Source organism: Streptomyces sp. NPDC030222 (assembly GCF_055573115.1).
Window position 1 is genome coordinate 196,572 of record NZ_JBVICA010000007.1, and the last position, 21,448, is coordinate 218,019.

Genomic DNA, 21,448 nt, shown 5'->3' on the forward strand with positions numbered 1-21,448 from the left:
TGCGGTTACCGCAGGTAACGCGCAGGTGGGGGATTGCTGTCATGTGCGCGGAAGGTACGACGCAGGAGGGGACATGGCGGAGTTCGGGTTCGAACTCAACGACGACCAGAAGCAGGTCCGCGACTGGCTCCACGGATTCGCCGCGGACGTGATCCGCCCGGCCGCCGCCGAATGGGACGAGCGCGAGGAGACCCCCTGGCCCGTCATCCAGGAGGCCGCCAAGGTGGGCATCTACTCGCTGGACTTCTACGCGCAGCAGTTCTTCGACCCGACCGGCCTCGGCATCCCGGTCGCCATGGAGGAACTCTTCTGGGGCGACGCCGGCATCGCCCTGTCCATCGTCGGCACCGGCCTGGCCGCCGTCGGCGTCCTCGCCAACGGCACCGAGGAACAGATCGGCACCTGGATCCCGCAGATGTACGGCGACGCGTCCGACGTGAAGGTCGCCGCCTTCTGCTCGTCCGAGCCGGACGCCGGCTCCGACGTCGCCGCGATGCGCACCCGCGCCGTCCACGACGAGGCCAAGGACGAATGGGTCCTCAACGGCACCAAGACCTGGGCCACCAACGGCGGCATCGCCAACGTCCACGTCGTCGTCGCGGTCGTCGACCCGGAGCTGGGCCCCAAGGGCCACGCCTCGTTCATCGTGCCGCCGAACACCCCCGGGCTGTCCCAGGGGCAGAAGTTCAAGAAGCACGGCATCCGTGCCTCGCACACCGCCGAGGTGGTCCTGGAGGACGTCCGTGTCCCCGGACACTGCCTGCTCGGGGGCAAGGACAAGCTCGACGAGCGGCTCGCCAGGGCCCGGGAGAGGGCCGGCAGCGGCGAGAGGGTCAAGAACGCCGCCATGGCCACCTTCGAGGCCTCCCGCCCCGCCGTCGGCGCCATGGCCGTCGGCACCGCCCGCGCCGCCTACGAGTACGCCCTCGACTACGCGCGGACCCGCAGCCAGTTCGGCCGCCCGATCATCGACAACCAGGGCGTCGCCTTCCAGCTCGCCGACATGCGCACCCGGATCGACGCCGCCCGGCTGCTGGTGTGGCGCGCCTCGTGGATGGCCACCACCGGCAAGCCCTTCACGGCGGCCGAGGGCTCGATGTCCAAGCTCTTCGCCAGCGAGACCGCCAAGACGGTCACCGCACAGGCCGTCCAGATCCTCGGCGGCAACGGCTTCACCCGCGAGTACCCGGTGGAGCGCATGCACCGCGACAGCGCGATCTACACGATCTTCGAGGGCACCAGCGAGATCCAGCGCCTGGTGATCGCCCGCACCCTCGCGGGCGTCCCCATCCGCTGACCCCGTCCGGCACGTGCCGCCCCCGGCAACGGGGGGCGGGCACGGCCGTGTACGTCAGGCGGAGAGCTGCGCCTCGATCACGGCGACCACCTCGGCGGCCTCCGGCACCGTACGAGGCCGGAAGCGGGCGACCACCTCGCCCTGCGCGGACAGCAGGAACTTCTCGAAGTTCCCGACCAAAGGTCGACAGCGAACGCGCAGGTCAGACGTGCCGGGGCAGGTGGGCCTCGATCGCAGTGACGATCTCGTCGGCCTCCGGCTCGGTGCGCGGGCGGAAGCGGCCCACGACCTCACCCTCCTCGTCGATCAAAAACTTCTCGAAGTTCCACTGGATGTCGCCGGCCTCGCCCTCGGCGTCCGCGACCTTCGTGAGCTCCGCGTACAGCGGGTGCCGGCCCTCCCCGTTGACCTCGGTCTTCTCCAGCAGCGGGAACGTCACGCCGTACGTCGCCGAGCAGAAGGCGGCGATCTCCTCACCAGTGCCCGGCTCCTGCCCGAGGAACTGGTTGCACGGCACTCCCAGCACCGTGAAGCCAAGCTCCCCGTAGCTCTTCTGCAGCCGCTCCAGCCCCGCGTACTGCGGCGTCAGTCCGCACTGGGAGGCGACGTTCACCACGAGCACCGCCTTGCCCTTGTGGTCGGCGAGGGACGTGGGCTCGCCGGTCAGCGTGCGCAGCGGGATGTCGTACAGACTCATCGGGTCTCCTTCTCGGCAAACGAAAGCACGGCACCGCTCTCCCCGGTGAGGACTCCCCACCCCGGTGCGCGGGTCCAGTCTGGCAAACGCGGTCAGCCGCCCAGCTTGCGGAACAGCCCCTCCTGGACCACCGAGACCAGCAGCCGGCCCGCACGGTCGTAGATCCGGCCGCGGGCCAGCCCACGGCCGCCCGTCGCGATCGGCGACTCCTGGTCGTACAGGAACCACTCGTCCGTGCGGAACGGCCGGTGGAACCACATCGCGTGGTCCAGCGACGCCATGTCGAAGCCACGAGGGCCCCACAACGGCTCGATCGGGATGCGCACCGCGTCCAGCAGGGTCATGTCCGACGCGTAGGTCAGCGCACAGGTGTGCACCAGCGGGTCGTCGCCCAGCGGGCCCACCGCGCGCATCCACACCGCGCTGCGCGGATCGGCGCCCCGCACCTCGTCCGGCGTCCAGCGCAGCCGGTCCACGTACCGGATGTCGAACGGCTGGCGGCGCGCCATGCGCTCCAGCGCCTCGGGCAGCGCCCCCAGGTGCTGGCGGATCTCGTCCACGACCGGCGGCAGCGACTCGGGGTCCGGGAAGTCCAGCCGCGGCGGCAGCTGGTGCTCGAACCCGGCCTCCTCCGGCTGGTGGAAGGACGCGGTCAGATTGAAGATCGTGCGGCCGCGCTGCACCGCCGTCACCCGCCGCGTGGTGAACGACCGCCCGTCACGGACCCGCTCCACCTGGTAGACGATCGGCATGCCCGGAATGCCCGGCCGCAGGAAGTAGGCGTGCAGCGAGTGCACCGGCCGCTCCCCGTCGGTGGTGCGCCCCGCCGCCACCAGGGCCTGACCGGCCACCTGGCCGCCGAAGACCCGCTGCAGGGACTCCTGGGGACTCAGGCCCCGGAAGATATTGACCTCGATCTGCTCCAGATCGAGCAGATCGACCAGGCGTTCTGCGGGGTTCGTCGTCATGCGCTGCCTCCTCGGATGGCCACGGCCTGCCCGTGTCAGGGGCTCACAGCTGACCGACGTCGGTGACCCGCACCACGGCCCGCCCCTCCTCGTCGGACGCCGCGAGGTCGACCTCGGCACTGATGCCCCAGTCATGGTCGCCGTTCGGGTCGGCGAACGTCTGCCGGACGCGCCACAGACCGTGCGCGGGGTCCTCCTCGATGGAGAGCAGCTTCGGACCGCGCGCGTCAGGGCCGGTTCCCAGGTCCTCGTACTCCTCCCAGTACGCGTCCATCGCCTCGCCCCAGGCGTCCGCGTCCCAGCCGGACTCGGCGTCCATCCCGCCCAGTTCCTCGATCTGGTCCAGCGCGGCCAGCTCCACGCGCCGGAACATCGCGTTGCGCACCAGCACCCGGAAGGCACGGGCATTGGCCGTGACCGGCTTGACCTGGTCGGCCTTCTCCTGGGCCTCCTCGGCCGTCTCCTCCTCCGGGTTGGCGAGCTGCTCCCACTCGTCGAGGAGGCTGGAGTCGACCTGGCGCACCATCTCGCCCAGCCACGCGATCAGGTCCTGGAGGTCCTCCGACTTCAGGTCGTCGGGGACGGCGTGGTCCAGGGCCTTGTACGCGCTCGCCAGATAGCGCAGCACAATGCCCTCGGTGCGGGCCAGTTCGTAGAACGAGGTGAACTCGGTGAAGGACAGGGCCCGTTCGTACATGTCCCGGATCACCGACTTCGGCGACACCGGATGGTCGCCGACCCACGGGTGGCTCTTGCGGTACGTCTGGTACGCGTGGACCAGGAGCTCCTCCAGCGGCCTCGGGTACGAGACGTCCTGGAGCCGTTCCATCCGCTCCTCGTACTCCACGCCGTCGGCCTTCATCGCCGCGACCGCCTCGGCGCGCGCCTTGTTCTGCTGCGCCGCCAGGATCTGCCGCGGATCGTCGAGCGTCGATTCCACGACCGACACCATGTCCAGCGCGTAGGACGGCGATTCGGGGTCCAGGAGGTCGAAGGCGGCCAGCGCGAACGTGGACAGCGCCTGGTTCAACGCGAAGTCCTGCTGGAAGTCCACCGTGAGGCGGACGATCCGGCCCTGCGCGTCGGGGGTGTCGAGGCGCTCCACGATGCCGCCGTCCAGCAGCGAGCGGTAGATCGCGATGGCCCGGCGGATGTGCCGCAGCTGCGCCCTGCGCGGCTCGTGGTTGTCCTCCAGGAGCTTGCGCATCGCCTCGAAGGCGTTGCCTGGGCGGGCGATCACCGACAGCAGCATGGCGTGCGTGACCTTGAATCGGGAGGTCAGCGGCTCGGGATCGGACGCGATGAGCTTCTCGAAGGAGTTCTGCGACCAGTTGACGAAGCCCTCCGGGGCCTTCTTGCGGACCACCTTCCGCTTCTTCTTCGGGTCGTCCCCGGCCTTCGCCAGGGCCCGCTCGTTCTCGATGACGTGCTCGGGTGCCTGGGCCACCACGAACCCCGCCGTGTCGAAGCCGGCGCGCCCGGCGCGGCCCGCGATCTGGTGGAACTCGCGGGAGCGCAGCACCCGTACACGGTTCCCGTCGTACTTCGTCAGCGCCGTGAACAGCACCGTCCGGATCGGCACGTTGACCCCCACGCCGAGCGTGTCGGTCCCGCAGATCACCTTCAGCAGACCCGCCTGCGCCAGCTTCTCGACGAGCCGGCGGTACTTGGGCAGCATGCCCGCGTGATGGACGCCGATACCGTGCCGCACATAGCGGGACAGGTTCCGGCCGAACTTGGTGGTGAAGCGGAAGTTGCCGATCAGCTCGGCGATACGGTCCTTCTCCTCACGCGTGCACATGTTGATGCTCATCAGCGACTGTGCGCGCTCCACCGCCTGCGCCTGGGTGAAGTGCACGATGTAGACGGGCGCCTGCTTGGTCGACAGCAGCTCCGTCAGCGTCTCCGTGATCGGCGTCGTCACGTACTCGTACGACAGCGGGACGGGACGGGTCGCCGAGCGGACCACCGCGGTTTCCCGGCCGGTGCGCCGGGTCAGGTCCTTCTCGAACATCGAGACGTCGCCGAGGGTCGCCGACATCAGCACGAACTGCGCCTGGGGCAGTTCCAGCAGCGGGATCTGCCAGGCCCAGCCCCGGTCCGGCTCGGCGTAGAAGTGGAACTCGTCCATCACGACCTGGCCGATGTCCGCGTCCTTGCCGTCCCGCAGCGCGATCGACGCCAGCACCTCGGCGGTGCAGCAGATCACGGGCGCGTCCGCGTTCACCGACGCGTCGCCGGTGAGCATGCCGACGTTCTCCGTGCCGAACAGCTTGCACAGGTCGAAGAACTTCTCCGACACCAGCGCCTTGATCGGAGCGGTGTAGAACGTCACCTCGTCACGGGCCAGCGCGGCGAAGTGAGCCCCCGCCGCGACCAGGCTCTTTCCCGATCCGGTCGGTGTGGAGAGGATCACGTTCGCCCCGGAGACCACCTCGATCAGCGCCTCCTCCTGAGCCGGGTAGAGGCTGATGCCCCGGTCGGAGGCCCATGAGGAGAAAGCCTCGAAAAGGGCATCGGGGTCGGCGTCCTGCGGCAGCTGATCGATAAGGGTCACGCCCCCATCTTGCCTGCCTTCCCGTCCAATGGGGGAACCGGAGGGTGCAGCGAAGATCACGGCCGATACGCTGTGCCGTCGACCGGCGGTCAACCGGTCCTCCACACAACAGCATCGCGAGCGATGGGGCGGGAACGACCATGATGGGACCGGCGCACTCACTCTCCGGGGCGGCGGCCTGGCTGGGGGTCGGCGCGGCGACGGCCGCGGCCGGGCATCCCATGCCCTGGCCCGTCCTCGTCGTCGGGGCCCTGATATGCGCGGGCGCCGCCCTCGCCCCCGACCTCGACCACAAGGCGGCGACCATCTCGCGCGCCTTCGGGCCGGTCTCCCGGTGGCTGTGCGAGATCATCGACAAGCTGTCCTACGCCGTCTACAAGGCCACCAGGACCACCACCGACCCACGCCGCTCAGGTGGCCACCGCACGCTCACCCACACATGGGTGTGGGCCGTGCTGACCGGAGCCGGCGCCTCGGCCCTGGCGGTGACCGGCGGACGCTGGGCGGTCCTCGGGATCCTCTTCGTCCATCTGGTGCTCGCCGTCGAAGGGCTGCTGTGGCGGGCCGCCCGGGTCTCCAGCGACGTCCTGGTCTGGCTCCTCGGCGCGACCAGCGCATGGATCCTCGCCGGAGTGCTGGACAAGCCGGGCGGCGGCGCCGACTGGCTGTTCACCGGCGACGGTCAGGAGTACATGTGGCTCGGCCTGCCGATCGTGCTGGGCGCACTCGTCCACTGCGTCGGCGACGCGCTCACCGTCTCCGGCTGCCCGATCCTGTGGCCGATCCCCATCGCCCGGAAGCGCTGGTACCCGCTGGGCCCGCCGAAGGCGATGCGCTTCCGGGCCGGCAGCTGGGTGGAACTGAAGGTGCTGATGCCGGTGTTCATGCTGCTCGGCGGGGTGGGCGGGGCGGCGGCCCTGAACTTCATCTGACGCCCCTCCGGCCAGGGCCACGTCCCTCAGGCGAGGGCCCAGCGGTCCATCCGCCTGCCGGACCCGGACCGCCGGGTGATCCAGGTGCCGTCCCCGAGCGGAGTCACGGCGGCACCGGCGGCCGGGAGCACCGGATAGTCCAGGCGGCCGAGCGGACGCAGCGTGTCCGCATCGCACAGCCAGTGCTCGCCGCCCCGGTCCTCCATGCCGTCACGGGGACTCACACCGAGGACGAGCCGCTCGGCGTCCAGCAGGTGCACATCCGTCCGGCAGGAGTCACCCCAGTCCTCGAGCAGACCCCCGAAGTCGTGCATCGCGAGGCGCTCGGAGGTGTGCGCGTCGTAGCAGGCGAGTTCGTCGGTCCCGCCGGGGCCGAAGCCGTCGGCGTACTGGATCGAGAACAGCCGTGCCGATCCCGGATCGAATCCCACGGCCTCGTGCGGTATCGGGCCGCCGAGCATCCGCAGCCCCCCGCGGCCCGCTTCCATCCAGCGGGTGGACCAGCCGTCCCAGAAGTCCCAGCAGGACGCGGCGAGCAGAGACCCGTCCGGGTGCCACACGTGCTGCGCGCTGAGCAGGCTGGGGACGTCCAGCGGCTCCCGGCCGAGCACCTCGCCCGATACGGCGTCCAGGAGCAGCAGGAAGTCGTGCCCGTACCGGAGGGCCGGCGGACCTTCGTGGACCCGTACCGCCGGCCGCTCGGGGTCGGTGACGACCGTCGACACCACCACGGCTGCCAGGGATCCGTCCGGACTGACCGACGGCCATCCCCGGACCCGGTCGCCGCGTACGCCGTCCGGCCATATGCCGTCCCGGAGCTCCCAGCGGACGGAGCCGTCCGGTCCCTCGCACCACACGCGGAACTCCCCGCCGAGGACGAAACCGCCGTCCGGTGTCGCCGCCCCGTCGGTCACGGGCGGGAGCTTCTTCCTCACCAGGGGAGACCCGGCGCCCTCGGCGAGGAAGACGTCACGGCGGTGCACCTCCAGCGTGCCTCGACTGTGGAAGAGGAGCCGTTCCCCGCCCATGGCAGTGAGCCACCCCAAGGGCGCAGTGACCGTACCGATGTGCTTCACGGCGATGCGCCGTGCCCCCCTGTCGGTCATGTCCGTGATCCTGTCATGAGTTCCGGTCGTGGCCGTCCGCCGAGGACTGCCCGTGCCATGGCCGCCACAGCGCCGCGTAGGCCCCGCCGACCGTCACCGGCTCGGTGTGACCGCCCGGTTCGCTCACCCCGCCCGACCTCGACCATCGCGATGACGTCCGCTTCGTGTGCCGTGTGCAGCCGGTGCGCGATCGCCGCCTACGTGCAGGCCCGTGCGCCATGCGTCCATACAGGCGTCTGTGCCTGCGCAGCCGACGGGCGGCCCCCGGAGTCGTCAGCAGCCGCGCGCCGGGCCGTCGACCAGTGCGGACAGCAGTCCGCCCAGCACCTCGCGCTGCGTCTCGTCCAGCGGCGCGAGGATGTCCTCCACTGCCGCCCGGCGGGCCTCCCGCAGCGAGCGGAGCGTGCTGCGACCCTCCTCCGTCAGCTCGATGCGCGTGATCCTGCGATTGTCCGGATCGTGCGCCCGTCGCACCCGGCCGCTCGCCTCCAGGCCGTCGACCAGAGTGGTGACGGCCCGCGGCACGACCTCAAGGCGCTCCGCCAGATCCGCCATACGGGGCGGGGAGTCGTAGTGCGCGACGACGCGGAGCAGCCGGGCCTGTGCCGGGGTGATGCCGATCGGTTCCAACTGGCGGCGCTGCACGCGATGGAGTCTGCGGGTCAGCCGCAGCAGCTGCTCGGCCAGCAGGCCGTCGGCGTCGGGGGTGCTCATGGCCGCACATTATCAGGACCATGCTCATTGTGAATATAGGTAACAGTGAGCTATGCTCCGTGATGTCCTCGTCGTCACACGCCCGCCGAAGGAGCCATGCACCCTGCCATGCACCAGGACGGTCCGACCTGGACGCCCTCGCCACGCGACGTGAAACAGCTCAGGGAACAGCCCGTCCAGCTCCGCCGCATCCTCCGGCTGTTCCGGCCCTACCGCGGTCGCCTGGCTCTGGTCGGCCTGCTGGTCTGTGCCTCGTCGCTGGTCTCCGTGGCGTCCCCTTTCATGCTGCGCGAGATCCTCGACACCGCCATCCCGCAGGGCCGTACCGGGCTGCTCAGCCTGCTGGCGCTCGGCATGATCCTCACGGCCGTCGTCACCAGCGTTTTCGGCGTGCTCCAGACCTTCGTGTCCACCAGGGTCGGCCAGCGCGTCATGCACGACCTCCGCACCGGTGTGTACGCGCAGTTGCAGCGCATGCCGCTGGCCTTCTTCACCCGGACCCGCACGGGGGAGGTCCAGTCCCGTATCGCCAACGACATCGGCGGCATGCAGGCGACGGTCACCTCCACGGCGACCTCGCTGGTCTCCAACTTCACCGCGGTCGTCGCCTCCGTGGTCGCGATGCTGGCCCTGGACTGGCGGCTGACGCTGGTCTCGCTGCTGTTGCTCCCGCTGTTCGTGTGGATCAGCCGACGCGTCGGCCGGGAGCGCAAGACCATCACGAGCGAGCGGCAGAAACAGATGGCGGCGATGGCGGCCACGGTCACGGAATCGCTGTCCGTCAGCGGCATCCTGCTCGGTCGCACGATGGGCCGTGCCGACTCCCTCACCAAGGCCTTCTCCGAGGAATCCGAGAAGCTGGTGGGGCTCGAAGTCCGGTCGAGCATGGCGGGCCGCTGGCGGATGTCCACCATCGGCATCGTCATGGCCGCGCTGCCCGCGCTCCTCTACTGGGCCGCCGGACTCGCGCTCCAGGCAGGCGGGCCGGCCGTCTCCCTCGGCACGCTCGTCGCCTTCGTCTCGCTCCAGCAGGGCCTGTTCCGGCCCACGGTCAGCCTGCTGTCCACAGGGGTGCAGATCCAGACCTCCCTCGCCCTCTTCCAGCGGATCTTCGAGTACCTCGATCTGCCCGTGGACATCACCGAGCCCGAGCGGCCCGTCCGGCTGGAGCGCGTACAAGGCGAGGTCCGCTTCGAGAACGTCGACTTCGCCTACGACGAGAAGGCCGGCACCGTCCTCGAGGGCATCGACGTCACGGTGCCGTCAGGCGGCAGCCTCGCGATCGTCGGGCCCACCGGATCCGGCAAGTCCACGCTGAGCTACCTCGTGCCCCGGCTCTACGACGTGACCGGCGGCCGGGTCACCCTCGACGGCGTCGATGTGCGGGACCTGGACTTCGGCACACTGGCCGGCGCGGTGGGCGTCGTGTCGCAGGAGACCTATCTCTTCCACGCGTCCGTCGCGGACAACCTGCGCTTCGCCAAGCCCGACGCCACCGACGAGGAGCTGGAGGCGGCCGCGCGCGCCGCGCAGATCCACGATCACATCGCGGGCCTGCCCGACGGCTACGACACCCTGGTCGGCGAACGCGGCTATCGCTTCTCCGGAGGAGAGAAACAGCGGCTGGCCATCGCCCGGACCATCCTCAGGGACCCGCCGGTGCTGATCCTCGACGAGGCGACCAGCGCCCTGGACACCCGTACCGAGCACGCCGTCCAGCAGGCCATCGATGCGCTCTCCGCGGGCCGTACCACCATCACCATCGCCCACCGACTGTCCACCGTGAGGGACGCGGACGAGATCGTCGTCCTCGACGCCGGCAGCGTCGCCGAGCGCGGCACCCATGAGGAACTCCTCGCCCTGGACGGCCGGTACGCCGCGCTGGTCCGCCGTGACGCCCGGCTGGTCCCGACTCCCGTCACCTGACGGCCGGTTCGCCGGACGCGGTGGTTCCGTATCGCACGCGCGTACGGCATGATCAACGCCCATGCAAACTCTTCTCGGGGTGGGACTGCCCGGCTTCCGGCCGGTCGACACCGACGTCTGGGTGAACGACCAGGGCGACGCACTGTCGCTGCACTTCTTCGCGCTCCCGCCTGACCTCCCGGCCTCGCTCGACGACGGTCCCGCGCTGCGCACGGCGCTGACCCATCACACCGCGCGGGCCGGCGGAGGTCTGATCGAGGCATCGGTGAAGACTCTGGGCCAGTTGCCGGCGCTGAGGCAGATAGTGAAGCTTCCGCTGCCCGGACAGCCCAGCGGCCAGGTCTTCCTCGGCAGTTACACCGTTCCGCGCCAGAACTGCAGTGTCGTGGTCAAGATTCAGGCACCGGAGCGCGGGATGACCGGCATGCGGGAGGACATGGTGCTTGCGGAGGTCGGGCCCGACCAGTACTTCCGACCCCACCCGTACGCACCCGATGTGCAAGGCGGTCTGCCGTTCCATGCGGCTGATCACGCCCAGTGGGACGCACGGTTCCCGGATCATCCGCTCACCCGGGTCCGCCAGGTCCTGGCAGGGCTCGCCGAACAGGTCCGGAGCAACCCGGAGTTCGCGGCGCTGCCGCCGTTCGCGCCCTGACGCCGCGGCCCGGTCCCGGGCCGTGAGCCGCAGCCCGGACCCACGCCCTGCCGTAGCCCGGACCCGCGTGCTGCCCCGGCCGCCTGGCCTCGCCGTCCGGGCTCGGTCCGGTCTCTCATGCACGAACAGCGGTTTGTGAGCCGGCCCTGGGCGTCCGGGCAGGGTCGTCCGGGGCCGCAACCGCCCGGACCTCGCGCGCCGTGGGCCGTGGTCAGACCGGCACGGGGGCTTCGACGCGCGCCCTGCCCTGCTCGTCGTCGTTCCGTGCGTTCCCCCGCTCCAGGAGGCGGGTGATCTCGCGGACCGCCGCACGCCCCGCCCGGTTGGCGCCGATCGTGCTCGCCGACGGGCCGTAGCCGACCAGGTGGACGCGCTCGTCACGGACCGCCCGGGTGCCCTCCATCCGGATGCCGCCGCCCGGCTCGCGCAGGCGCAGCGGCGCCAGATGGTCGATGGCGGGCCGGAAACCGGTCGCCCAGAGGATCACGTCCGCGTCGACCGACCGGCCGTCGTCCCAGGCCAATCCGGTCGGAGTGATCCGGTCGAATATCGGAAGCCGCTCGAGCACCCCCTGTTCCCGGGCCCGTCGCACCGCATCGGTCATCGCCAGTCCGGTCACCGACACCACGCTGCGGGGAGGCAGTCCGCTCCGCACGCGCTCCTCCACGAGGGCGACCGCGGCACGACCCTGCTCCTCACCGAAGGGTCCCTCGCGGAAGACCGGCGGACGCCGGGTCACCCATGTCGTCGCCGAGGCGACCTCGGCGATCTCCATCAGATGCTGTACGGCGGACGTACCACCGCCCACCACGACCACCCTGAGCCCGGCGAACTCCGCGGGCCCGGGATAGTCCGCGGTGTGCAGCTGCCGGCCGCGGAACGTCTCCTGGCCGGGGTACCGGGGCCGGAACGGACGGTCCCAGGTGCCCGTAGCATTGATCAGCGCCCGGGTGGAGTAGTCGCCCTCCGACGTTTCGACGAGCAGCCGGCCGTACTCGCCCTCGCGTACCGCCCGTACGTCGACGGGCCGGTGCACCCGCAGGTCGAAGGCCTCTTCGTACGCGGCGAAGTACCGGCCGACCACCTCGGACGACGGCCTGCGCGGATCGGCGCCTTCCAGTTCCATCCCGGGCAACGCGTGCATGCCGTGGACCTTGCCGAAGACGAGCGACGGCCAGCGGAACTGCCATGCACCGCCGGGCTCGGGGGAGTGGTCCAGCACCACGAAGTCGCGGTCCGGCACCAGCCCGGCGCGCCGTAGATGGTGCGCACCCGACAGCCCCGCCTGTCCGGCGCCGATGACGACGACGTCCACGTCTCGTACCCCGAAATCGTTCACAGTTCTACCAAACAGCCGGGTGGTAGTGGAATGTTCCCGCCCCTCTCCGGAGGGGCCGGCGCGGGAGGATGGGGTCATGTCCAACGCCTTCGCCACCCAGGTCCTGAGGATCACCACAGGATCGGCCGAGCAGGTCGCCGATCTGACCCACGACTGCCGGCGCTTCCTCGACGAGGCGGCCCGCGGCAGGGACGGGCTGCTCAATGTCTTCGTGCCGCACGCCACCGCGGGGATCGCGGTCATCGAGACCGGCGCGGGCAGCGACCACGACCTGCTCGCCGCGCTCCACACCCTGCTGCCCGCCGACGATCGCTGGCAGCACCGCCACGGCAGCCCCGGGCACGGCAGGGACCACGTCCTCCCGGCGCTCGTTCCACCGCACGCCACGCTGCCGGTCGTCGACGGCAGGCTCCAGCTCGGTACCTGGCAGTCGGTCTGCCTGGTCGACACCAATCGGGACAATCCCGAGCGCGAGGTGCGCCTGACCTTCCTCGGCTGAGCACCTGGGCTCTGCGCCGGGAGCGTGCCTTCCCGGCCTGGGCCCGAGGCTCTGGTCCCGGCCCGCCCTCCGCGATGATCAACGTTCCGGCCCGCGGACGGCGGCGGCCAGGACGGTGCTTCCGCGGCGGACGCCCGTGTGTTGCAGTACTAGAGCCATCCCTGCCGGTCGTCAGCCCAGCCTGCCGCCAGTTCGGTGCGGTTGGCGCAGCCGAATTTGGCCAGGACACTGCGGACGTGGCTTTCCACCGTGCGTTCGGAGATGACGAGCTCGTCGGCGATCTGACGGTTCGTACGGGCCCGGGCCACGAGCCCGGCGATCTGGCGTTCGCGCGGGGTGAGCGGGTCGGTGCCGTGCCGACGGGCGGCGATCTCGTCGACGAGGCGTTTCGCAGCAGCGCGGGGGCCTGGCATATCGAGCTCGCCGGCGATGTCCAGCGCCGTCCGGGCGAGAGCGGCCGCTTCTTTAAGGGCACCGCCGTCGCGACGGAGTGCCGCGAGGTCCAGACAGGTCAGCGCCACGAACGGCCGTGCGCCCAGGGCCTGGTTGCGGACCAGCGCCTCGCGCAACAGCTCCTCGGCCTGCGCCGGACGGCCGGCGGTCAGCGCGAGACGGCCGAGGTCGCGGCTGACCGTACCCGAGAAGTACGCCGTGGGCGTGCCGAGCGCACCCGGATACGGCCGGAACAGCGCGAGCTGGTCGTACACCAGGCGCGCAGCCTCCGCGTCGTGGGCCAGACCGATCACGTCGACGAGGTTCAGCAGTATCGCCGGCCACGGCGGATTCGTCATCGGCACCGGCAGCAGTGGACGCAGCTGCCCGTAGACGTCCCGCGCCTCGTTCAGCCGCCCGGCGAGGAACAACGCCCGGGCCCGCATGGACAGCAGCAGGGGATGCCGCGGGGCCCGGTCGAGGTCGTGCCACATCTCGCGGGGCAGTTCCTGGGCGTCACCTCGCGCCTGGGCCAGTTGCTGGCACAGGGCGTGGCCCAGGGCGATCGCGGAACGGTCCCCGCTGGCCAGGGCCAGCCCGGCCGCCTCCTCGTTGCAGCGGCGGGCGTGGGCGAACCGTCCTTCCTGTGCGGCCCGGGCCGCGTTCACGCGCAGCAGGTGCCAACGGGTCAGCGGCAGCGGGGAACGGGCCACCACCGCCTCGATGCCGCGGACCGCGTCGTCCACCAGGTCCAGCCGGCCCAGCAGGTATCCGGCCTGGACACGCCACTGGTGTCCCAGTACGGACGCGAGCGGATCGCCGAGCTGCTCGGCGCGCGACACGGTCAGCTCGCCCAGGCGCAGGCGTTCGGCGGTGTCGTCTGGGTGCGCCAGGGTCATCTGCACCGCCCGGGCGGAGTCGAGTTCGGCCCGCAGGTCACCGGTGGCCCCGGCCAGTTCGAGGGCGGCGCGGGCCTGCTCGGCCGCCTCCGCGGGGGAGTCGAGTTCGGCCGAGGCGGTGGCGAGCTGGGCGAGCAGCCGGGCCCGGACCGCGTCCGGCACGCCTTCCACGGACAGGGCCGCCCGGCACTGCCGGGTGATGGCCTCCGACGCGTGCGGGAAGGTGACGCCCTGGAGCACCAGGGCCACCTCGGCGAGAAGGGCCGGCCGGCCGCTCGCGACCGCCGCGGCCGATGCCTCGTCGCAGCGACGCAGACTGGCCTCGTAGCGCCCGGCGAGGTACTCGGCGCGGGCCAGTTCGATCAGCGCCGGGGCGCACCGCGCGTCCGACGCGTCGAGTACGGCGGCGGCGTCCGCCAGATGCCGGGCGGCATCCGCGTGGGCGTGCCGTTCCCGGGCCAGGTCCGCGGCGATCTGCGACCAGTGCGCGGCGGCGGCCCGGTGGTCGGGCTCGGTGCCGGACTGTCGCCAGTGCGCCGCGATCCGGGCCGCCTCGGCGGGGCCCTCGGCCCGCTCCAGTGCTTGGGCGGCGGCCCGGTGCAGCGCACGGGCGGTCGCGGGGGTGGTCCGGCCGAGCACCTCGTCGCGGACCAGGTCGTGGGTGAACCGGTAGGTGCGCCCGGCTGCGAGCGTCCGCGCTGCGGAGAGGACCCCGGCGTGCCAGGCCGCCTCCAGCGCCTGCGCGACGGCGGCCCCGCCCGGTTCCGGCAGGACCGCAGCGAGCCGATCGGCGTCCAGCTCCTCGCCGAGCACGGCAGCAGCCCGTACGACGTCGCACTGCTCGGCAGTGAGCCCGGCCAGCAGGCCGCTGACGACGGTTCCGAGGTTGCCGGCGTGCGTGCGCAGCGCGGTGACGAGCAGGGGCAACCCGCCCGTCCGCCGGTACGATTCCGCCGCGTCCGCCTTGCCGACGCACCGCGCGACCTCCTCCGGCGTGAAGGGAGCCAGGCGCAGGGTGGTGGCCCCGTACCGGCCGAGGTCCGCGAGGGCTCCGGCGGTCTCCTCGGGCACCGGTTCCCGGAAGGTGCCGAGGACGAGCAGCGCGGACCCGTCGACCTCGCCGGTGAGCTGCCGCAGCAGGTCGAGGCTGGCGGCGTCGGCCCAGTGCAGGTCCTCCAGCAGGATGCCCAAGGGGCGTTCGGCGGCAACGGCGGCCATTGCCTCACTCATCCGGGCCAGCTCCAGGAACCGTACCGCCGCCGCGTCGGCCGGTACCGTCGCGCTCCACGGCCGCGCCTCCACTGCCGCCCCGGCCCCCACCGCCCCGGCGGTCCGCTGCCCGGGTACCCCGGGGGCCGCTCCCGCGAGGCGCAGCGCGCGCTGCCAGGGCCACAGCGGCGGCGCCACTGCGCCCCTGGGGCAGTGGCCCCGTACGACGGCGAAACCCGCGGGACCTGCATGGCGACGCAGCGCCTCGGCCGCGAGTGTGCTCTTGCCGACGCCCGCCGGCCCCGCGAGCAGCACCACGGATCCGGTGCCCCGCCCCGCGGCCTCGAACCGCTGGGCCAGGACCGCCAACTCGGCCGTCCGACCGACGAATTCGCTCCCCACGTCGGCAGTATCCCGCAGGGACGCACCGCGGGGGACGGGTCCGGATCCGTACCGCGGTTCAGTGGCAGTACGGATGCCCCGGGCGCTCTACGGGGACGACCGTGGCGACCATGACACGCGCACACTTCGCCGCCGCTGCCGTCGCGGCCGCCGTCCTGGCCGTGGCCGGCTGCCGGATCGAGGTCGAGGAGGACCCGGTCCCGGGAAGCCCCGACCCGAAGCCGGTCGGCCCCCGGAATCCCGGTCCGAAGAGCCCCGGTCCGAAGAGCCCCGGTCCCAAGAGTCCTGGTCCCAAGAGTCCAAGTCCCACGACTCCCGTGACCGACCCGCCACCCCCGACGAAGCCGTGGTTCCCGCACGAGAAGGCCGTGCTCACCAGCTGCGGGACCTTCGCCAGGTACGAGAACTGCACCATCCAGGGCCTCAACTTCAAACCGGGGGAGAAGATCCGGCTGTATTTCGACAGCGACCCCGTCCACCGCCCCGACCTCCAGGCCGACGGGACCGGCCGGTTCACGTTCATCCGCGGCCACAACCCGAGCGTCGGCCCCCACACCTACACCGCCCACGGCCTGGAATCCGGGCTGGAGGCGAGCGTCACGGTCCAGGTGACCCGGGAGAAGTACTGAGGCGAGGAAGGACGGCGGGGTGGGCCGGCACCGCCGGACTCCGCCCCTGCCCATACCGGTTGCCGGTCCGAGCCGGGTTCCCGGGGGACACCGGAGCAAGGGCGCGCGGATGTGGTCCGTTCGCGCTGCCAGGGGAGGGAGGAGTGTCGTGGTTCGTCGAGCGGTGCTGTGTCCGTTGTCTGCGGGTCGTGTACGCGGGCCGGTGGCGGCCGTCGTGTGCTTGGTGCTGCTGGTGCTGAGCGGAGCCGTCGCGTGCACAAGAGACTCCGGGCCCGAGTGGGGGGCGGGCCCGATGGCTTGCGACGACTTGGGCTTGATGCCGTGCGAACGGCAGGTCGTCCGGGTTGCGCTGGCGATTCCCGGCACCGCCTTGCGGCTGGTCTACGCATCGGACCGGGTGCCCGGGCGTACGGAGGACGCCGCGCCGTCCACGCGGCCGGTCGGGCTGGGCGGCTGGTCGCTGGACGGCCTGGCCGCGCTCGACCCGAGGGCCGGGGTGCTGGCGACGACGGACGGGGGGTACCGCGCTGTCGAGCCGCTCAGGGTGAACATGGGCGGGGCCGTGTACGCGGTCGCGTCGAGGGACGGCGGCACGGTCGACGTCTTCTCCGCGGACGGCCGCGCCGTGGCGGTTCACGACGCGCTGACCGGCGCCCGGGTCCTGCGGTTCCTGTGGGGCCCGCACGGGCTCGACGGTGTGGCCGCCCCGTCCGGTCCGCTGCTGACCGTACGCCGTGATCGGGCGGGGACGGCGGTGCGGCTCGACGCACCGGGTGGTGCGCGGACCGGACTCGGTACCGTCGACGGCAGGCTGGCCGCGGTGCGCTACCCCAGCGGAGCCGTGGCCCGGTTCGCCACGACCCCCAGCGGTCTGCTCACCTCATGGTCCGATCCGGCCGGGGTCACCACGCGGTACGCGTACGACCCGCAGGGCAGGGTGACCGCCCGCGCCCGGGGGACGGACGCCACGACGCGGTTCTCCCGCGAGACCGGGCCCGGCAAGGTCACGGTGACGACCACCTCGCCGTCCGGGGCGCAGGTGCGCGACGCCGTCGAGACGAAGGGCGGCCGGTCCACGTACATCCACACGGACGCGGCAGGGCGGGCGACGTCGCTGCGGATGGACGGCGACCGTCGCACGTTCACCGGGCCGACCGGTGAGAGGACCGTCCTCAAGGTGGCGGCCGACCCCCGCTGGGGCACGACCGCGCCGGTGGTGGTGTCGAGCGACGGCCCGCGGGGCGTGGCGGCCGTGCGGACCCGCACCGGCGGCTCGGTGGCGGACCCGTCCCTCCCGCAGCCCCGCCGCGAGACGGTCACCGTCGGGGGCGCCACCTGGGAGTACGTCTACGACCCCGCACGGCGGGTGGCCACGGTCAAGGACCCCGGCGGGGGCACCGTGGAGGCTGCGTTCGACGCGGCGGGGCGGGTGATCCGGCGTTCGGTCGGCGGGGTGGCGGTGCGGTACGCGTACAGCCCGCGGGGGCGGCTGGAGTCCGTCACGGTCGGCTCCGGTCCCGGCACGCGGACCTGGCGGTATGCGTACGGCTCTGGCCAGGTGCAGGTGACCGATCCGGTCGGCAGGGTGCAGGTCCGTACCTACACCGCCGACGGGGCTCTGGCATCGGTGGCCGGTCCCGGCCCGGCCGCGGTCACCCTGGAGACCGATCCGGCGGGGCGGCTCACCGGGTTCGCGGACGGCCTGGGGAATCACAGCACGATCGTCCGCGACGACCGGGGCCGCAGCATCGCGGCAAGCACGGCGGACGGCACCGAGCAGGTGCGGACGACGACGTACACCTATGACGCGGACGGGCGCGGGACCACCGCGGCGTGGGACGGCAGTTCGCTGACCCTCGCCCGCGACCGGTCCGGGCGGGTCACCCGGATCGCCGCAGGGCACCGCATAGGCTACGACGCCGCGGGCCGCCCGGCGAGCGCCGTCAGCCCCGGCACCAAGCTCAGCCGGCGGTACGACGGACGAGGGACCGCGACCACGCACACCACCGGCCCCTTCGACGTCACCGCGAGCCAGACGGTCGACGCCCAGGGGCGCGTGGTGCGAGAGACCGTGGGCACGCGGCCGCCGGTCGAGTACGCCTACGACACGTCGGGACGCCTGGTGCGGGCGGGGACGCTCACCCTCGACCGCGATGCCGCGACCGGCCGGGTGACCGCCGAGCGCCTCGGCTCCCTCGAACGGCGCTGGACGTACGACCGGTTCGGCGAGCCGACCGCCCAGACCGTGACCCGCGACGGCACCGTCGTCGCCGCCGTGCGGTGGGAACGGGACGGCCTCGGACGGGTCGTGGCCGAAACCGTTGTCCGGGCGGGCCGCGCCGACGCCAGGACGGAGTACGGCTACGACCCGGCGGGGCGCATCGCGTCGGTCTCCCGCGCGGGCGTCACGACAACGTACATCTACGACCGGGCGGGCAATCTCCTCACCGCGACGGGTTCTGACGGCTCGCGGTCGGTGTCCCGGTACGACGCGCGCAACGCGCTGGTCGAGCGTGACGGCGTGCGCTACACCTACGACGGCGCCGGGCGCCTGGCGTCGACGCGGTCGGGCAGCGGCACGACGCGCTACTCCTACGACGAACGCGGTGTCCTGCGCAGTGTGCGCAAGCCCGGCGGCCCGGCCGTCGCGTACGTCAACGACGCGCTGGGACGCCGCGTCGCCCGCAAGGCCGGCGGCCGTCCGGTCACCGGGTTCGTGTATCTCGACCCGCTCCACCCGGCCGCCGAGGTCGGCCCCGAAGGGCAGGTCACCGCGCAGTACGTGCGCGCCGACGGAGACTCGCCGGCCTACGTACGCAAGGACGGCACCGACTACCTCGAACTCCTCGACGCCACCGGCAGCCCCCTGCTGGTACTCGACGCCACGGACGGCCGCACCGCGGACGCGGTCTCCCGCGACCCTTGGGGCAGCGTGCGAGAGCAGGCCGCCCCCGGCTTCCAGAGCATCGGCTTCGCGGGCGGCATCGCGGACCCGGACACCAGCCTGGTGCGCTTCGGCGCGCGCGACTACGCGCCGCGCTCCCGGCGCTGGACGGCCCCTGACCCGCTGGGGGTCGCGGGAGGGAACCCGAACCTGTACGCGTACGTCACGGGCGACCCGGTCAACAGCACCGACACCAACGGCCTGATGTGCGAATACATTACTTTCGGCTACGGAGTGACCGATTTCATCGGCGCCGGCGGCAGCATGAGCGGCGGCATCGCCATCGTGGGCTGGAGCAGCATCGGCACCTGGGTCAACAACACCGGCGGCGCGGGCGCCATGGTGGGCACCGGTCTTCAGATCGGCTGCGTCAACAAGACCGAACCGGGCGCACCCAAGCTCAGCGACCTGGACGGCCCCGGTATCAGCGGCGAGATCGGCCTCGGGCCGATCTCCCTCGGATTCGACAAGGCCAACGGCACCGACGGCTTCCACATCGGCCTCGGGCCGGCCGCGGGATTCAACATCGGCGGTGGAGGAACCAGCACCTGCGCGTCGTTCTGGGGGTGCGCTGACGACGCCGAAGAGGACACCACTTTGCGGATGGTGGGCGACGCGAACCGCCAGGCCGGCTGTGGCGGCATGGACGCCGGCCTGTGCGACGCGCCCGCCCAGCCGGGAGAGGCCCCCGATGTACCCGGAAATCCGCGGAACATCTGCGAGCAAGGCGGCACCTGCAACCAGCCGAACGGCAGCGACCCCGGATTCCCGGCCGGAAAGGGACCGTCCACGACCGGCGATCCCCACCTCACCACGGCGGACGGCACCGCCTACTCCCTGCAGGCCGCCGGCGAGTTCGTGGCACTGGCCTCCGACACCGACGACTTCCGGATCCAGGTCCGCCAGCAGCCGCCGGACCGCACCACCCGGCGGGTCACCGTCAACACCGCGGTCGCGGTACGTGTCGCGGGCGACCGCGTTGAGTTCCGCCGCACCGAGGGCGGCATCGGTCTGACGGTCAACGGCAGACCGTCCACGGCCGCGGGACGCCTGCCCCACGGCGCACACCTCGAACTCGGCACCCGGAGCGCCGTGCTGTGGCTGCCCGACGGCACCGGGGCAGGAGTACGCGTCAACCCGGCCGGCCTCGACGTGCTGACCGTGCTGCCGGATGCTCGCAAGGGACATCTCCAGGGCCTCCTCGGCCCGTGGACCGGGCAGGCAAGCGGAAAGGTCGTGGCCCGCGGGGGCACCTCCTTCACCCTGGACCAGCTCGACGACCACGACACCCTCTACCACTCCTACGCCGACAGCTGGCGCATCACCCAGGCCACCTCGCTCTTCACCTACGCGCCGGGCGAATCCACCGACACCTTCACCGACCGGTCCTTCCCCGACCGCGATCAGCCTGCGACATCCTCCTCCACACGTGCCGCGGCCGAAGCCGTGTGCAAGCGGCTGGAGCTGACCGCTGCGCAGACGGGCGACTGCGTCTACGACGTCGCTCTCACCGGAGACATCGGCTACGCGGCATCGACGGCCGCGTCCTCCAAGGGAATCCCCACGACAACCGGACCCTTCTCGGGCGGCACGGCGCCCCCCGACCCGGACGCCACCGCCGGCGGACCGCTGCGCGACGGACAGACCGCCACCGGCACGATCCGCACCCCCGGGCAGAAGACCAGCCACGAACTCGACCTCGGTGACGCCACCGTCTTCCGGCTCCAGGACATCACCGGCGGCAACAACCACCTCAGGACCGAGCTCGTCGGCCCACCCGCGAACGACGCGCCCGGATTCACCGTCACCAGCACCAACCAGTTCCGCGTCAGGAAAGGCGCCCACTACCGCCTCGATGTGTCCGCCCCCGGTGGCTGGACCGGCGACTACTCCTTCCGTGTCGTCACGGCCAAGGAACGCCGCCTCCAGGCCGCCGTCGGTGACACCGTCACGGGTTCGCTGGAGACACCGGGCCGCGTCGACCTGTACGCGATCACCTCCTACCATCCCGTGACCATTCGCCTCGCCGACGGCACGCCCTGCGCCGGCATCGCCGTCGCTGCGGTCGACGACGGCCCCGGACCACGGGCCTACAGTCCGTCCCGGCTGTGCTGGGACACCGATCTGCTCAGGATGGAGCCCGGCCGGAACTACCTCGTCGTCGTCTGGCACGACGACGACCGGACCGGCAGCTACGCGTTCCGTATCGCGGCCCGATGAAGTCCGCCTCCCCGTGTCCGCCC

The 21,448-nt window shown here is 72.0% G+C and carries 15 protein-coding genes and 1 pseudogene; 7 read left to right on the plus strand and 9 right to left on the minus strand.

All coding sequences use genetic code 11. The features are described 5' to 3' along the window. Positions 1-73: 73 nt before the first annotated feature. Complete coding sequence (locus ACZ4Z5_RS13435; RefSeq protein ID WP_468261148.1) at positions 74-1,297, plus strand: acyl-CoA dehydrogenase family protein; 1,224 nt, start codon at positions 74-76, stop codon at positions 1,295-1,297. 54 nt (positions 1,298-1,351) lie between these two features. On the opposite strand, the gene ACZ4Z5_RS13440 is transcribed toward ACZ4Z5_RS13435, so the two are convergent. The 4 genes from ACZ4Z5_RS13440 to ACZ4Z5_RS13455 form a co-directional block, all read right to left on the minus strand. Beyond that, entirely contained in the window at positions 1,352-1,477 is a 126-nt protein-coding gene (locus tag ACZ4Z5_RS13440) for a hypothetical protein (protein ID WP_468261150.1), read from the minus strand. 22 nt (positions 1,478-1,499) lie between these two features. After that, on the minus strand, positions 1,500-1,994 hold the full coding sequence (locus ACZ4Z5_RS13445; protein ID WP_468261153.1) for a glutathione peroxidase: 495 nt from the start codon (positions 1,992-1,994) through the stop codon (positions 1,500-1,502). Positions 1,995-2,086: 92 nt separating this feature from the next. Then, positions 2,087-2,962 carry an acyl-CoA thioesterase gene (locus ACZ4Z5_RS13450; RefSeq protein ID WP_468261156.1) on the minus strand — a complete coding sequence of 292 codons (876 nt, stop codon included), beginning with the start codon at positions 2,960-2,962 and terminating at the stop codon, positions 2,087-2,089. A gap of 43 nt (positions 2,963-3,005) precedes the next feature. After that, on the minus strand, positions 3,006-5,519 hold the full coding sequence (locus tag ACZ4Z5_RS13455) for a DEAD/DEAH box helicase (RefSeq protein WP_468261159.1): 2,514 nt from the start codon (positions 5,517-5,519) through the stop codon (positions 3,006-3,008). 140 nt (positions 5,520-5,659) lie between these two features. Here ACZ4Z5_RS13455 and ACZ4Z5_RS13460 point away from each other — a divergent pair, with 140 nt between their 5' ends. Further along, a complete protein-coding gene (locus ACZ4Z5_RS13460) occupies positions 5,660-6,451 on the plus strand; it encodes a metal-dependent hydrolase (RefSeq protein ID WP_468261162.1) in 792 nt (263 codons plus the stop codon). A gap of 26 nt (positions 6,452-6,477) precedes the next feature. Here ACZ4Z5_RS13460 and ACZ4Z5_RS13465 read toward each other — a convergent pair whose 3' ends face one another. The 3 genes and pseudogenes from ACZ4Z5_RS13465 to ACZ4Z5_RS13475 form a co-directional block, all read right to left on the minus strand. Beyond that, positions 6,478-7,557 carry a hypothetical protein gene (locus ACZ4Z5_RS13465; RefSeq protein WP_468261165.1) on the minus strand — a complete coding sequence of 360 codons (1,080 nt, stop codon included), beginning with the start codon at positions 7,555-7,557 and terminating at the stop codon, positions 6,478-6,480. Between the two features lie 13 nt (positions 7,558-7,570). Next, a pseudogene (locus ACZ4Z5_RS13470) lies at positions 7,571-7,751 on the minus strand (hypothetical protein); the annotation flags it as partial. A gap of 79 nt (positions 7,752-7,830) precedes the next feature. Continuing rightward, a complete protein-coding gene (locus ACZ4Z5_RS13475) occupies positions 7,831-8,271 on the minus strand; it encodes a MarR family winged helix-turn-helix transcriptional regulator (RefSeq protein ID WP_468261167.1) in 441 nt (146 codons plus the stop codon). A 108-nt stretch (positions 8,272-8,379) separates the two neighbouring features. Here ACZ4Z5_RS13475 and ACZ4Z5_RS13480 point away from each other — a divergent pair, with 108 nt between their 5' ends. Both ACZ4Z5_RS13480 and ACZ4Z5_RS13485 read left to right on the plus strand, forming a co-directional pair. Further along, positions 8,380-10,197 carry an ABC transporter ATP-binding protein gene (locus tag ACZ4Z5_RS13480; RefSeq protein WP_468261499.1) on the plus strand — a complete coding sequence of 606 codons (1,818 nt, stop codon included), beginning with the start codon at positions 8,380-8,382 and terminating at the stop codon, positions 10,195-10,197. Positions 10,198-10,258: 61 nt separating this feature from the next. Continuing rightward, a complete protein-coding gene (locus ACZ4Z5_RS13485; protein ID WP_468261170.1) occupies positions 10,259-10,852 on the plus strand; it encodes a hypothetical protein in 594 nt (197 codons plus the stop codon). A gap of 211 nt (positions 10,853-11,063) precedes the next feature. On the opposite strand, the gene ACZ4Z5_RS13490 is transcribed toward ACZ4Z5_RS13485, so the two are convergent. Continuing rightward, positions 11,064-12,191 (minus strand): NAD(P)-binding domain-containing protein, encoded by a 1,128-nt coding sequence (locus ACZ4Z5_RS13490; RefSeq protein ID WP_468261173.1) that lies wholly within the window; start codon positions 12,189-12,191, stop codon positions 11,064-11,066. A 76-nt stretch (positions 12,192-12,267) separates the two neighbouring features. Here ACZ4Z5_RS13490 and ACZ4Z5_RS13495 point away from each other — a divergent pair, with 76 nt between their 5' ends. After that, positions 12,268-12,690 (plus strand): secondary thiamine-phosphate synthase enzyme YjbQ, encoded by a 423-nt coding sequence (locus ACZ4Z5_RS13495; RefSeq protein ID WP_468261176.1) that lies wholly within the window; start codon positions 12,268-12,270, stop codon positions 12,688-12,690. A 149-nt stretch (positions 12,691-12,839) separates the two neighbouring features. On the opposite strand, the gene ACZ4Z5_RS13500 is transcribed toward ACZ4Z5_RS13495, so the two are convergent. Further along, complete coding sequence (locus ACZ4Z5_RS13500; RefSeq protein ID WP_468261178.1) at positions 12,840-15,632, minus strand: ATP-binding protein; 2,793 nt, start codon at positions 15,630-15,632, stop codon at positions 12,840-12,842. Between the two features lie 110 nt (positions 15,633-15,742). On the opposite strand from ACZ4Z5_RS13500, the gene ACZ4Z5_RS13505 reads away from it, so the two are divergent. Together ACZ4Z5_RS13505 and ACZ4Z5_RS13510 are read left to right on the plus strand one after the other, a co-directional pair. Continuing rightward, a complete protein-coding gene (locus ACZ4Z5_RS13505; protein WP_468261181.1) occupies positions 15,743-16,261 on the plus strand; it encodes a hypothetical protein in 519 nt (172 codons plus the stop codon). Between the two features lie 292 nt (positions 16,262-16,553). Continuing rightward, positions 16,554-21,425: an RHS repeat-associated core domain-containing protein gene (locus tag ACZ4Z5_RS13510; RefSeq protein WP_468261184.1), complete on the plus strand. Its 4,872-nt coding sequence runs from the start codon at positions 16,554-16,556 to the stop codon at positions 21,423-21,425. Positions 21,426-21,448 lie beyond the last annotated feature (23 nt).

What these genes read in the sequence shown, in the direction of transcription:
- ACZ4Z5_RS13450 (WP_468261156.1), bottom strand. Translation starts at nt 2,962, where the DNA reads ATGACGACGAACCCCGCAGAACGCCTGGTCGATCTGCTCGATCTGGAG.
- ACZ4Z5_RS13460 (WP_468261162.1), top strand. Translation starts at nt 5,660, where the DNA reads ATGATGGGACCGGCGCACTCACTCTCCGGGGCGGCGGCCTGGCTGGGG.
- ACZ4Z5_RS13435 (WP_468261148.1), top strand. Translation starts at nt 74, where the DNA reads ATGGCGGAGTTCGGGTTCGAACTCAACGACGACCAGAAGCAGGTCCGC.
- ACZ4Z5_RS13510 (WP_468261184.1), top strand. Translation starts at nt 16,554, where the DNA reads ATGGCTTGCGACGACTTGGGCTTGATGCCGTGCGAACGGCAGGTCGTC.
- ACZ4Z5_RS13445 (WP_468261153.1), bottom strand. Translation starts at nt 1,994, where the DNA reads ATGAGTCTGTACGACATCCCGCTGCGCACGCTGACCGGCGAGCCCACG.
- ACZ4Z5_RS13480 (WP_468261499.1), top strand. Translation starts at nt 8,380, where the DNA reads ATGCACCAGGACGGTCCGACCTGGACGCCCTCGCCACGCGACGTGAAA.
- ACZ4Z5_RS13505 (WP_468261181.1), top strand. Translation starts at nt 15,743, where the DNA reads ATGACACGCGCACACTTCGCCGCCGCTGCCGTCGCGGCCGCCGTCCTG.
- ACZ4Z5_RS13475 (WP_468261167.1), bottom strand. Translation starts at nt 8,271, where the DNA reads ATGAGCACCCCCGACGCCGACGGCCTGCTGGCCGAGCAGCTGCTGCGG.
- ACZ4Z5_RS13465 (WP_468261165.1), bottom strand. Translation starts at nt 7,557, where the DNA reads ATGACCGACAGGGGGGCACGGCGCATCGCCGTGAAGCACATCGGTACG.
- ACZ4Z5_RS13495 (WP_468261176.1), top strand. Translation starts at nt 12,268, where the DNA reads ATGTCCAACGCCTTCGCCACCCAGGTCCTGAGGATCACCACAGGATCG.
- ACZ4Z5_RS13485 (WP_468261170.1), top strand. Translation starts at nt 10,259, where the DNA reads ATGCAAACTCTTCTCGGGGTGGGACTGCCCGGCTTCCGGCCGGTCGAC.